At 66.5% G+C, this 12,088-nt stretch carries 14 protein-coding genes and 1 pseudogene; 7 read left to right on the top strand and 8 right to left on the bottom strand.

The window, feature by feature from the left end; genetic code table 11:
* Positions 1–47: 47 nt before the first annotated feature.
* A complete protein-coding gene (locus tag C451_RS09405) occupies positions 48–890 on the bottom strand; it encodes a DUF63 family protein (protein WP_007740035.1) in 843 nt (280 codons plus the stop codon).
* An 80-nt stretch (positions 891–970) separates the two neighbouring features.
* Between C451_RS09405 and deoC the strand changes: the two genes are divergently transcribed.
* On the top strand, positions 971–1,603 hold the full coding sequence (gene deoC / locus C451_RS09410; protein ID WP_007740037.1) for a deoxyribose-phosphate aldolase: 633 nt from the start codon (positions 971–973) through the stop codon (positions 1,601–1,603).
* 1 nt (position 1,604) lies between these two features.
* Here the strand turns inward: deoC and C451_RS09415 are convergent, their stop codons facing one another.
* Together C451_RS09415 and C451_RS09420 are read right to left on the bottom strand one after the other, a co-directional pair.
* Positions 1,605–1,886 carry a hypothetical protein gene (locus C451_RS09415; RefSeq protein WP_007740039.1) on the bottom strand — a complete coding sequence of 94 codons (282 nt, stop codon included), beginning with the start codon at positions 1,884–1,886 and terminating at the stop codon, positions 1,605–1,607.
* A 110-nt stretch (positions 1,887–1,996) separates the two neighbouring features.
* Entirely contained in the window at positions 1,997–2,872 is an 876-nt protein-coding gene (locus C451_RS09420; RefSeq protein WP_007740041.1) for a winged helix-turn-helix domain-containing protein, read from the bottom strand.
* 76 nt (positions 2,873–2,948) lie between these two features.
* On the opposite strand from C451_RS09420, the gene C451_RS09425 reads away from it, so the two are divergent.
* Positions 2,949–3,494, top strand: coding sequence for a protein-tyrosine phosphatase family protein (locus C451_RS09425; RefSeq protein WP_007740043.1), 546 nt, complete (start codon positions 2,949–2,951; stop codon positions 3,492–3,494).
* Between the two features lie 74 nt (positions 3,495–3,568).
* Entirely contained in the window at positions 3,569–4,813 is a 1,245-nt protein-coding gene (locus C451_RS09430; RefSeq protein WP_007740045.1) for a tRNA (N(6)-L-threonylcarbamoyladenosine(37)-C(2))-methylthiotransferase, read from the top strand.
* A 317-nt stretch (positions 4,814–5,130) separates the two neighbouring features.
* Here the strand turns inward: C451_RS09430 and C451_RS09435 are convergent, their stop codons facing one another.
* Both C451_RS09435 and C451_RS09440 read right to left on the bottom strand, forming a co-directional pair.
* On the bottom strand, positions 5,131–6,090 hold the full coding sequence (locus tag C451_RS09435; RefSeq protein ID WP_049913064.1) for a cation diffusion facilitator family transporter: 960 nt from the start codon (positions 6,088–6,090) through the stop codon (positions 5,131–5,133).
* Between the two features lie 39 nt (positions 6,091–6,129).
* Entirely contained in the window at positions 6,130–6,660 is a 531-nt protein-coding gene (locus tag C451_RS09440; protein ID WP_007740050.1) for an HIT family protein, read from the bottom strand.
* Between the two features lie 234 nt (positions 6,661–6,894).
* On the opposite strand from C451_RS09440, the gene C451_RS09445 reads away from it, so the two are divergent.
* The 3 genes from C451_RS09445 to C451_RS09455 are packed head-to-tail and all read left to right on the top strand — an operon-like array spanning position 6,895 to position 8,413.
* A complete protein-coding gene (locus C451_RS09445; protein ID WP_004054097.1) occupies positions 6,895–7,095 on the top strand; it encodes a DUF7835 family putative zinc beta-ribbon protein in 201 nt (66 codons plus the stop codon).
* A 52-nt stretch (positions 7,096–7,147) separates the two neighbouring features.
* Entirely contained in the window at positions 7,148–7,954 is an 807-nt protein-coding gene (gene pheA / locus C451_RS09450; protein ID WP_007740051.1) for a prephenate dehydratase, read from the top strand.
* 39 nt (positions 7,955–7,993) lie between these two features.
* Positions 7,994–8,413 carry an Hsp20/alpha crystallin family protein gene (locus C451_RS09455; protein ID WP_007740052.1) on the top strand — a complete coding sequence of 140 codons (420 nt, stop codon included), beginning with the start codon at positions 7,994–7,996 and terminating at the stop codon, positions 8,411–8,413.
* A gap of 59 nt (positions 8,414–8,472) precedes the next feature.
* Here C451_RS09455 and C451_RS09460 read toward each other — a convergent pair whose 3' ends face one another.
* Together C451_RS09460 and leuS are read right to left on the bottom strand one after the other, a co-directional pair.
* The gene (locus C451_RS09460) at positions 8,473–8,937 is read right to left on the bottom strand and encodes a hypothetical protein (RefSeq protein WP_007740053.1); all 465 of its coding nucleotides are present in this window, start codon (positions 8,935–8,937) and stop codon (positions 8,473–8,475) included.
* A gap of 44 nt (positions 8,938–8,981) precedes the next feature.
* On the bottom strand, positions 8,982–11,627 hold the full coding sequence (leuS, locus tag C451_RS09465) for a leucine--tRNA ligase (protein ID WP_007740054.1): 2,646 nt from the start codon (positions 11,625–11,627) through the stop codon (positions 8,982–8,984).
* A gap of 89 nt (positions 11,628–11,716) precedes the next feature.
* On the opposite strand from leuS, the gene C451_RS24060 reads away from it, so the two are divergent.
* Positions 11,717–11,848: a DUF7535 family protein gene (locus tag C451_RS24060; protein ID WP_275039328.1), complete on the top strand. Its 132-nt coding sequence runs from the start codon at positions 11,717–11,719 to the stop codon at positions 11,846–11,848.
* Positions 11,849–11,862: 14 nt separating this feature from the next.
* Here the strand turns inward: C451_RS24060 and C451_RS09470 are convergent.
* Positions 11,863–12,088, bottom strand: a pseudogene (locus C451_RS09470) (ornithine cyclodeaminase family protein); the annotation flags it as partial.

The following is a 12,088-nucleotide window of genomic DNA, read 5'->3' on the forward strand; positions in this document are numbered from 1 at the left end:
TTGTTCCCGGTTCACGTGCGGAACGATCGGGCGTTCGTACCGTCGCCCTACGGGGTGAGAACGGTGAACAACAGCAGATTGTGCGCGCCCGGTCCGAGACCGACCGCCGCGACCGCGCCGAGCAGGAGATAGCCCTCGGCCGGTTCCTCGCGGACGTACTCACTCAGGAAGACGACGACGAGCGCCGCGAGCGCGAGTTTGACTAGGACGAACAGCCAGCCCGCGCCGATGACTTCCGCCGTCGGCAGTTCAGCGGCGAACTCGATGATCGCCCGCGACACCGGCGAGCGCTCGCCGAAGCCGAGCACGTCGAGCCCGACCGCCGTCGAGACGCCGTCGAGGGTGTGACCGAACACCGCAAGCGCGCCGACCGCGCCCGTCACCCGAGTCTTCGGCACCGCACGGCGCAGCCCGCTCCAGACCGCCACCGCGAGTATCGTTGCGATGACGATCCCCAGCGCAGGCCATGCGACGGTCAGTCCGGGCGCACCGCCGGCCAGCGCCCATCCGACGGCGACGAGGGCGAGGATAGTTCCAGAGAGGCCGACGATACCAGGAATCGAGGGAAGATGCCAGCGATCGGCAGGGAGACCAGCGACTGCGGTGGCGGCCCAGACGGCACCGGCGACGGTGGCGACGGAGAGATAGACCGTTGGCGAGCCGAAGAACGGTCGCAGGACGGGGGGAACGCCACGGACCTGATAGAGCACGTAGCAGCTCGATCCGAGCACCATCCACGGCGCGAACGCGACGACCACCCGGTCGGTGACGTGGGGGCCGATCCGGCGCAACGAGACGGCGACGGCGACGAACGCGACCACGAGAACGAGGAGATAGCCGATCGGCGGGAGCGCCGAGCCGGCGGGGAGCAACTGCGCGAGCACCTGCATATCCGACGGGCGGTCGGCCCGGGCGAAAGGGTTCCGGTCGCCGGGGGCGGATTTATCCGCCGTGCGCTCCCGTGGTCGGCATGGACCGCGACGCCTTCGCCGCGAGCATCGACCACACCGTTCTGGGCCCCGAAACCACGCCGGCGGACGTCGAACGAGTGCTCGACGAGGCCGACGAGTACGGGATGAACGTCTGCATCCCTCCCTGTTATCTCGACGAGGCCGACGGGCGCGACGTGACCGTCGCCACCGTCGTCGGCTTTCCGCACGGCCAGCACACCCCCGCGGTCAAACGCGAGGAGGCGGTCGACGCCTGGGAGGCCGGAGCCGACGAACTCGACGTCGTCATCAACGTCGGTCGGCTCCGCGCCGGTCAGGACGAGCACGTCACCGAGGAGCTCGCCGACGTAGTGGCCGCCGTCCCGATCCCGGTGAAGGTGATCATCGAAGCGCCGCTCCTGGACGACGCCGAAAAGCGTCGTGCCTGCCAGTGTGCGGTCGATGCGGACGCCGACTTCGTGAAGACCGCGACCGGGTTCGAGGGCGGTGCGACGCTTCCGGACGTCGAACTGATGAGCGAGTTCCTGCCGGTGAAGGCGAGCGGCGGCATCGGCAGCTACGAGAAAGCGAAGGAGATGTTGTCGGCGGGGGCCGAGCGCATCGGCGCGTCGAGCGGCGTCGCGCTCGTCGAAGGGTTCGAGACCGGCGAGTGATTTACTGGGCGCGCTCCAGCAGACGAACGACGCCGGTGACGACGAGCCACGGCGCGGTCAGGAGCGCACCGAAGCCGACGGCCGACGCGGCGAACAGCCACGCCAGCGTCGGCAGCGAAACCGCGAACCAGAGGGCCGCAAAGCCGAACGTCAGGACTGCGAGCACCGCCACCGCGAGCCCCGTGGTCCGCTCGGCCGTTCGTGGCCGTCGTGCGCGCGCATCGGCGCGTCCACGTCTGTGCAGTACCCCTCGTCCAGTATCGGCAGCACCGTCGTAACTCATTCTCGTTCGTCCGTAGTCGATCCGTCGCGATAAGTGTTAGCTGAAAAACATTTCTGTAACGCTGGCAACCGAACTGCGCTTCGGTAGTCGATCGGGAAAGTGCGAGCCGTTCACTCGCGTGTCGCATCCAGAACGTTCGCCTCGCCGTCGATCGTGAGCGTGAGCGTGGCGTCGTCGACCGGAATTCGGAGCGAGACCCGCCAGGGATCGGTTTCTTCGACGGTCAGGAACTCGTCGCTCCAGAGGAAGGGGAGCTCCCACGAGGGGGTTTCCGAGACGTCGATGCCGTGATCGTAGAGGAAGGCGACCACGGCGGGGTGGTTCTGGAAGGTCTCGCCGACCGTGGTCGTCATGTCGGCGCTGCAGCGCTCGCAGGTGTGGACGATCTCTACTTCGGGATCCGCCGGCGTCTCGCCCGCACGGAGTTCGGCGTGTCGACGGCCGAAACACCACATACAGAGCCCGTCGACGGCGAGGGCGGTCTGCGAGCGCATCCAGCCGTCGTAGATCGAGAGCAGTTCCTCGCGGTCCCGGCCGGCGAGCGTACCCGGCGGGAACGGGAAGTCGTGAAACGAGATTCCGCAGTTCGGACACCTGATGACGACGTACTCGTGATCGTACTCGGCGACGAGGGTCGCCCCGCAGTTGTAGCAGTCGCTGTCGAGCGAGAACGGGGCGACGCTGCGCTGGTCGGCATCGAGCGCCGCGAGCATCGACCGACAGACCGCCATCCCGCTGAACAGGAGGCCGTAGCCCTCCTCGGCGCGGTAAATGAACGTCCCGGTGAGCTGTTTCAGGTGGTAGTTGAACTGGCCGCTATCCGAGAGCCCGACGTGCTCGTTGAGCGCCGAGAACGGGACCAGTCGGTCGGAAGCCTCGTAGAGCGCGAACAGGATCTTGACGCGCGTCTCGTTGGCCAGCAGGCTGAACGCCTCCTCCAGACGGCTCTCGGTCGTCCAATCGGTCGCCGGCTCATCCCGTTTCATCGTCCCTCCGGCGGCCGGTGCGGGTCATGGCGGGCCAATGGGATGGTTCGTGATAAATACAGGGCCCGGGCGAGGGATGGGGGAGGGGGAGCGATCGTTTATCAGCGAGGGAAGGTTCGTGGTGATCGTGGAACCGAGCGAGTCGGGAGAGGGGAAAGCCGCTCGGGATCGATCCAAGCCGTTCGTTCGACCGTTCGGATACGTGGCGGACGAACCGATCATCCGCCGTATCGGCGACCGGGAACTGTCTCTCGGAAACGCGCGTGCGGCCGACGGCACACTCCACGACGAGGAGTTTCGGTACGTGCTGTCGGCAACCGAAGACGAGCAACCGCTGACGACCCATCACCATCCGCTCGACGATGGCCTCGGCAACGACTGGCCGGCGTTCGAGGAAGCCGTGGACACCGCTCGAACGCTCTACCGTCGAAGCGGCTCGGTGCTGATTCACTGTACCGCCGGTATCTCGCGGAGCAGCACGCTCGTTGCGACAATGCTCGCCGCCGAGGAGCAACGGAAATTCGACGACGCACTCGACATCGTCCGCGACGCGCGGCCGCACGCACTGCCACATCCGGCGCTTCACGAGTGGGCGGTGGTGTATCTCGCCGCACAGGCATAGTCGTCCGGTCGAACGAGTGGGTCGGGTCGAGCCGTCGCGTTTTTGGCCGCGCGCGCCGGAACAGTCGTAAGCGGATGGCCAGCTATCACATCGAGACCTACGGCTGCACCGCGAACCGTGGCGAGAGCCGCGCCATCGAGCGGCGGCTCCGCGACGGCGGCCATCACCCCGTCGACGGACCGGCAAACGCCGACGTGGCCATCCTGAACACGTGCACCGTGGTCGAAAAAACCGAGACGAACATGCGCCGTCGGGCCGAGGAGCTCGACGAGGCAACCGCCGACGTCGTCGTCACCGGCTGCATGGCGCTCGCGCAGGGCGAACAGTTCGCCGATCTCGACGCGACGGTCTGTGGCTGGGACGAGGTCCCCGAAGTCGTCCGCAACGGCGAGTGCCCGCGGCCGACGCCCGACGCCGAACCGATCCTCGACGGCGTCGTGGGGATCCTCCCCATCGCGCGCGGCTGCATGAGCAACTGCTCGTACTGCATCACCAAACACGCCACCGGCAAGATCGACTCGCCGCCGATCGAGGAGAACGTCCGGAAAGCCCGCGCGCTCGTCCACGCCGGCGCGAAGGAGATCCGCGTCACGGGCCAGGATACAGGAGTATATGGCTGGGACACCGGCGAACGCAAACTCCACGAACTGCTCGAACGCATCTGCGCCATCGACGGCGACTTTCGGGTGCGCGTGGGAATGGCCAACCCGAAGGGCGTCCACGGCATCCGGGAGGAGCTCGCCGACGTCTTCGCCGAGGAGGAGAAGCTCTACAACTTCCTCCACGCACCCGTCCAGTCGGGCAGCAACGACGTGCTGGGTGACATGCGCCGCCAGCACCAGGTGAGCGAGTTCCGTGACGTCGTCGAAACCTTCGACGACCGGCTCGACCACTGGACGCTCGCCACGGACTTCATCGTCGGCTTTCCCTCGGAAACCGACGCCGACCACGAACAGTCGATGGCCCTGCTCCGCGAGACGACCCCCGAGCGGATCAACGTCACCCGCTTCTCGAAGCGGCCCGGCACCGACGCCGCCGAGATGAAGGGGCTCGGCGGGACGAAGAAGAAGGAGCGCTCGAAGGCGATGAGCGACCTGAAGATGGACGTCGTGGGCGATGCCTACGAATCGATGGTCGGCGAGCGCCACGAGGTAATGGTCGTCGAACACGGCACCGGAGACTCGGTGAAGTGCTACGACGAGGCTTATCGACAAGTGATCATCCAAGACGCACCCGGCTACGGCGTCGAACCCGGCGATCTCGTCGACGTCGAGATTACAGGCCAGAACACCGTGTACGCCTTCGGCAAACCTGTCTAGCGCCAGTCGCGCTCGAAACGATCTGCCGAAGTCGAGTGGTAGCAGTCAATTCGACGGCGATTCCTGACGACAGTGAGAGACCGCTACCGTACCGCCACCGCCCACATACCTCCCCAACCGACTGCGCTCCTCGCTCGCTTCGCTCGCTGTGGTGCTCATCCCTCGCACGCCGATCTGCGTCCGGCGCTCGCTATCGTCTGCTCACGGGCGGCTTCGCCGCCCGTTCGCACGGCCAGCGGGACCTTCGGTCCCGCTCGGCTCTCGCCGGACGCAAGCGCGCGCCAACTGAAGCCGTATGAGTCGTAGCAGAAGGTCGATCATCCAGGACCGCGATCGACGGTCGATTCGTCGTCCGGCCGTTCGTCGGTCCCACGAACCAGCCTGTCGGCGTCCGGATCCCGTTTCCACTCGCCGAGCTCCTTCGGATCGATGTGGACGAACACGTCGTCGACTGGGTCGAGCGCCTGAATCGACGCGACGATCGCGCTCTCGATGTCGTGGGCCTCCCTGAGTGTCCGATTCCCCTCGACCTCGATGTGAATGCTCACGTCGATCTCCGGGCCCACGTAGTGGGCGATGACGTCGTGGGCACCCTCGACGTCGGGGTGGGCGAGCGCGCGCCGGAGGATGCGCCGCTGGAGGGCCTCCGAGGGTGCACCACCGACGAGGTAGGGCACGTTGTCGCGGACGACCTCGATCCCGGTGTAGAGGATCCCGAGCGAGACGAGCGCGGCCGCGAGCGGGTCGAGCAGCGGAACACCGAAGCGTGCGCCGAGCACGCCGACGAGCGCCGCGCTCGCCGTGAGCACGTCGTTGCGGTTGTCGAGCGCGGTCGCCGCGAGCGCCGGCGAGTCGTGGGCGCGACTGGCCGACAGGGAGTAGCGGTAGAGAGCCGTTTTCACGACCGCCGCGCCGGCGAGCACCGCGATCGCTGCCGGGCTCTCGGTGGCGGTCATACCATCGGAGAGGATCGCCGTCACCGACTGCCAGAGCACCGTGCCACCGGTCAGGAAGATACCGAGCGCGATGGCAAGCGCGACGAACGGCTCGATACGTTCGTGACCGTGGGGATGCTCGCTGTCGGGTGGTTGGGTCGTGAGATAGAGCCCGCCGAGAACGACGGTTGCGTAGACGGCATCGACGAGGCTGTTGGCGGCCTCCGAACCGACCGCGAGGCTCCCGGTTTCGAGCCAGACCCAGCCCTTCGCGGCGGCGAGGACGACGTTCGCCGCGAGAACGACGAGGCCGATCCGTCGAATCGCGCCCGCACGACTCATCACCGGACGGTTGACGAGCGCGCGCAAAGACGCTTCGGCCTATACGATGCGGACCGCATCGTCGGGATCGTCGACACGAGTGTCGTCCTGATCGGCGAAGGCCGCGTGGAGATGGTCGTAAGTGTCGTCGATCGCCTCGACGATGACCTGCGTCTCGTCGATGACCGGCATGAAGTTGGTGTCGCCGTTCCAGCGCGGCACCACGTGTCGGTGCAGGTGGTCGTCGATCGAGCCGCCGGCCGAATCGCCGAGGTTCATCCCGGTGTTCGCGCCGTCGGGACCGAGTCCCGTCTCGATCGCCCGCAGCGTCCGCTGGGTGAGCCGCGACAGATCGAGCAGCTCCGCCTCCGTGAGCTCGCCGTAGACGCCGGTGTGGCGGTAGGGGATCACCATTGCGTGGCCCGGGTTGTAGGGAGCGTTGTTCAACAGACAGAAGGCGTGCTCGCTCCGGGCGACGATCCGCGAGTCACGGTCGGCGTCGCGATCGGGAAGCACGCAGAACGGACACCCGTCGGCATCGTCGTCGCGCTCGACCCAGTCGATGCGCCACGGTGCGAACAGCTCGTCCATGGACGCCGTATTCGAGGCATCGGTTTAACCGCTCGTATCGCGGCCGAAACTCAGCTGTAATAAGTTTTTTGGCCGTTTTCGACTGTTTCACCGTTCACGCCGCGAAAACGGTTCGTCGAAATCGGCCCGGAGCGTGTTTCTTTCTCGTGTTCGCCCCGAAAAACGTTGAAACTCGGAGGAATCGAAACGAACGGAATTCGGTGTTTATGGGGGTCTCGCCCGGAGAAACGGGTGATGTCAACAACAAGCCGATCTGCAAGCGACCTCACTGAAGCCTGCGAGGACTGCGGCCGCGACACACCCCATAGCGTCTCGATCGAGCTGCGCACCGAGAGCGACAAACGAGAGAACCAGGAGTTCTCCCGCGAACCCTATCGCATCACCGAATGTGTCGCCTGTGGCAACGAGACGGTACTGCGGATGAACAACGCGTAGTCTTTTCTCCTCCCGGCGACGGGTTTTTGCCCACCGACGGACAGGCACGGCCATGCAGGCAGTCACGCTCGGGCCGGCCGGCACGTACTCCCACCGCGCAGCGCAGGCCGTCGGTGACGAGATCGCCTTCCGCGAGTCAGTGACGGGGATCGTCGAAGCGGTCGCGACCGGCGCGGCCGATCGGGGCGTCGTCCCGATCGAGAACAGCATCGAGGGCTCGGTCACCGAGAGCCTCGACGCGCTCGCCGACTTCGAGGTGGCGATCGTCCGCGAACTCATCACGCCGATCCGGCACGCGCTGCTCGCCCAGAGCGATGCATTCGACGTCGTGGCGAGCCACTCACAGGCGCTCGCACAGTGTCGGAGCTATCTCGATACGGAACATCCGGACGTGGCGCTCGAATCGGTCACGAGCACCGCCCGCGGCGTCGAACGCGCCCGCCAGGAGCCGACGGTGGCGGCGATCGGCCGCCCGGACACGGCCGACGGGGAACTCCAGGTGCTCGCCGAGAACATCCAGGATCGCACCTCGAACGCGACGCGGTTCGTCGTCGTCGCACCGATCGAGGAGCGCTCGACCGGGGGCGGCAAGAGTTCGCTCATCGTCTACCCGAACGACGACTATCCCGGCCTCCTCTTGGACCTGCTCGAACCGTTCGCCGACCGACGTATCAACCTCACGCGGATCGAATCGCGCCCGAGCGGCGAGCGTCTCGGCGATTACGTCTTCCATCTCGATGCCGAGGCGGGGCTCTACGAGGAGCGCACGCAGGAGGCCATCGCGGTCATCGAAGAGATAGCGGCGAAGGGCTGGGTGCGTCGGCTCGGCTCCTACGACGTCGAACACGTGGTCGGGTGAGGTGTGATTTAAGGCGCTCGCGGCCGTAGCCCGCGGCGAATGTCACGACGCAACCCCTTCGAGGAGATCGAGCAGATGTTCGAACAGATGAGTGACCAGTTCGGCCAGTTCGACGACATGAACGTCCCGGCGACCCAGTCGCTCTCGGTCGATCTCGCCGACCACGAGGACAGTTTCGAGGTCACGGCCGATCTCCCGGGCTACGAGCGCGAGGAGATCGATCTCTCGGTGGCCGATCGCACCCTCCGGATCAGCGCCGAGCGCGACGAAACGACCGAAGAGGGCGACGGTAACTACCTCCGCCGCGAGCGCCGTCGCCGATCGGTCAGCCGCTCGCTCTCGCTTCCCGAGGAAGTCGCGGAGGAAGAGGCCAGCGCCACCTACACGAACGGCGTGCTCACGGTCACGCTGCCGAAGGCCGCGAGCGACGAGGACTCGCGTAGCATCGACATCGAATAAGCTCCCCCACCCTTCGCCTCCCTCGCCACCCCACACCCACCACACCGACGCCGGCCGATTCAGAGATACTCGCCGATCTCCCGAGCGGTCGTGTCGGCCACGCCCTCCCAGTCCTTGGGCCGGTCACCGCCGCGTTGCGGCGGATCGAGGGCGAAATCGACGGCGCGATAGCGAAACGAATCGAGCGCCTGGGTGCCGACCCGGCCGACGAACTCGGCGTTCAGTCGTTTCGAGGAGACGCCGCCGCTCGCGAGGTCGTAGTAGCCCGTAAAGAGCTGAAACACGTCGACCACGTCGGCAGCGAGCGCCTCCTCGTCGAGATGGCGGAACAGTTTCGCGGTGTTGTCCGCCGGATCGGCCCGTCGCCATTCCAACTCGACGAGAGCCACGTGACTATCGGCACGACCCGCGATGTCGACCGGCGTGGCGGCGACGTGGTGTTCGGTTTCCCAGTCGAATCGCGGTCGGAGGGCGGCGAGGCGCTCGCGAAGGCGTGACTGGACGGCGGTGGCGAACGAGCCCATCGGCGGAGCTCCGGCCGAGCAGCTCGTATGGGTTTCGACCCAGATCAGCCCTCGTGGATCTCGATTGCGGGTCGGCCGGGCGTCGCCGTCCGGGCGACGTCGTCGGGTGCGTCGCTCGCGCGTTCGAGGCGGATTTCGGCGTCGAACTCGCGCTCGAACAGCCACGCGGCGCGTTCGAGCGCCGCGAACTCCGCGGTAGGTGCGAGTGTGTCGGTCAGCGACTGGTGGCGCTCGGCGAGGTCCTTCGCGTAGTCGGCGGCCGCCTCGCCGCGCTCGCGGAGCTCCTCGTCGGCCATCACGCTGCCGACCACGTCCCCGTCGCTCGCGATGGCGACGTCGAGCGCGCGGTGTTTCCACTCGGGCGCGACGACGACCTCGATCGCCGCCGGTTCCTCGATGTTCGCCACGTCGAGGATGTGGCGGACGTCCTCGCGAGTGTTTTCGACGAGCTGGCGCTCGGCCTCGTGGTCGGCGTCGTGTGCCGCCTCGGGCCAGTCGGCCGCGGCGACGAAGCCGTCCTCACCGAGCGCCGCCCAGCACTCCTCGGTGACGTGGGGCGTGACGGGTGCGAACAGCCGCACCGCTGTGTGCAGACCGCGCTCGAAGGTGTGCTCGTCGGGCGTCGCCTGCTCGCGGTAGCGCCGGAGCAGCGAGACCAGCCCGCGTGCCTCGCGCAGTGCGTCGTTGAACCGGAAGTTCTCGTAGCCAGCGCTCGCTTCGTCGATCGTCGCGTCGATCTCGCGGGCGACGTACTCGTCGATCGGGCGCTCGCCGGCGTCGGCGGTCGCGGTCTCGTCGGCGGCGAACGTCTCGACCATCCCGAGCAGACGCTCGATGAACTCGTTGCTCGACCGGACGCCGCGCTCGGTCCAGTCGAAGTCCTTGCTCGGTCGGGCGGCGCTCATCATGAACAGCCGGGCCGTGTCGGCGCCGTACTCGTCCATGATCTCGATCGGCGAGACGACGTTGCCCTTGCTCGACGACATCGCTGTGCCGTCGAGCTGGACCATCCCCTGCGGGAGGTAGTGCTCGAACGGTTCACGGACGTCGAGCAGCTCCATGTCGTCGATGGCCCGGGTCACGAACCGCGAGTAGAGCAGATGCATGATCGCGTGCTCGATGCCGCCGACGTACTCGTCGACGGGCATCCAGTCGTTCGCGCGCTCGGTGTCGAAGGGGACGGCATCGCTGTCGGGTGACGTGAACCTGAGGAAATACCACGACGAGTCCATGAACGTGTCCATCGTGTCGGTCTCGCGCTCGGCGGGGCCGCCACACTCGGGACACTCGGTCTCGACGAACGAATCGACCTCTTCGAGGGGGTTACCCGTCGGCGTCGGGACGAACTCGGGGAGCTCCACGGGGAGCTCTTCGTCGGGCACCATCACGGGACCACACTCCTCGCAGTGGACGACCGGGATCGGCGTCCCCCAGTAGCGCTGTCGGGAGATGAGCCAGTCGCGCAGCCGGTACTGGGTGTGGTTAGCCGCCGTGTCGAGGTCTTCGACCAGCCGCTCGCGTGCCGCTGCACTCTCCATGCCGTCGTACTCGCCGCTGTCGACGAGCACGCCGTCGTCGGTGTAGGCTTCCTCGTCGATGTCGATCTCGCCGTTCTCGGGCGCGACGACCTGCTCGATGTCGATGTCGTACTCGGTGGCGAACTCGTGGTCGCGCTCGTCGTGGCCCGGGACGCCCATCAGTGCGCCCGTACCGACGTCCGAGAGGACGAAATCCGCGACGTATATCGGAATCTCCTCGCCGGTCGCGGGGTTGATCGCGTACTCGCCGGTGAACACGCCGCGTTTCTCGTCGCCGTCGGCGTCGGGATCGAGCGTCTCGACCTGTGCCGCGAGCTCGGGATCGTCGGCGATCAGTTCTTGTGTGAGTTCGTGGCCCGGCGCGAGCGCGAAGAAGGTCACGCCGTAGATCGTGTCGAGACGCGTCGTGAACACCTCGATGCCGCCGAACTCTGGCACCTCGAACTCCACCGTGGCACCCTCCTGCCGGCCGATCCAGTTGCGCTGCATCCCGCGCACGCTGTCGGGCCACTCGTCCAGTTCGTCGATGCCGTCGAGCAGCTCGTCGGCGTAGTCGGTGATCGTCAGGAACCACTGATCGAGCGTGCGCGATTCGACCGGTGTCCCGCAGCGCCAGCAGAGTTCGGCCTCGCCCTCGACCTGTTCGTCGGCCAGTACCGTTTCGCAGGACGGACACCAGTTGACTTCGCCACCCTTTCGCTCGGCGAGTCCCTCCTCGTAGAACCGTTTGAACAGCCACTGGTTCCAGCGGTAATACTCGGGCTCACAGGTCGTGATCTCCCGGTTCCAGTCGTAACCGAACCCCATCGACTGCATCTGGGTCTTCATCGTGTCGATGCAGTCCATCGTCCACTCACGAGGGTTGATCTCGCGTTCGATAGCCGCGTTCTCGGCGGGCAGACCGAACGAGTCCCAGCCCATCGGGTGGAGTACGTCCTCGCCCTGCATCCGCTGATAGCGGGCGTAGGCGTCGGTGATCGTATAATTTCTGACGTGGCCCATGTGGAGATCCCCGGATGGGTAGGGGAACATCGCGAGCACGTAGCTCGGATCGGTGGCGTCGTCGGACGTCCGATAGACGTCGGCGTCGGCCCACCGCTCCTGCCACTTCGGCTCGATGGCGGCGTGATCGTAGGTGTCCTGTCGTTGCATTTACCGTCGATTGATCCCGGCCGGTTTTTTATGTTATCATTGGTGGGGGTGGCCACCACGGTCGTTTCGAGCGGCCGCGCACTCCCGATATGGCCACCATCGGCTGGACGATCGTCGCCGGACTGCTCGTCGTCACACTGGCGCCATTCCCTGTTCTCGTGGTCGTCTGGGCGCTAACGAAACTGTTCGACCGCGCTGTTGACCGCGCCGCGACCGAGTAAATCGAACCTGCTTCTCAGCGGCCGACGAGCGGGAAGGAATCGACGTCGTCGGCTTCGCTCGCGTGTTCGTAGATGACGTGAGCGGTCGCGACGTCCTGGATCGCCAGTCCGGTGCTGTCGAAGACCGTGATCTCGTCCGCCTCAGTGCGGCCCGACCGATCGCCGACGACGATCTCGCCGACCGCACCGTGGATGTCGGAATCGTCGATGCGTCCCTCCTCGTAGGAACGGCTGATCTCG

It is taken from the genome of Halococcus thailandensis JCM 13552, from assembly GCF_000336715.1.
Classification (GTDB): Archaea; Halobacteriota; Halobacteria; order Halobacteriales; family Halococcaceae; genus Halococcus; species Halococcus thailandensis.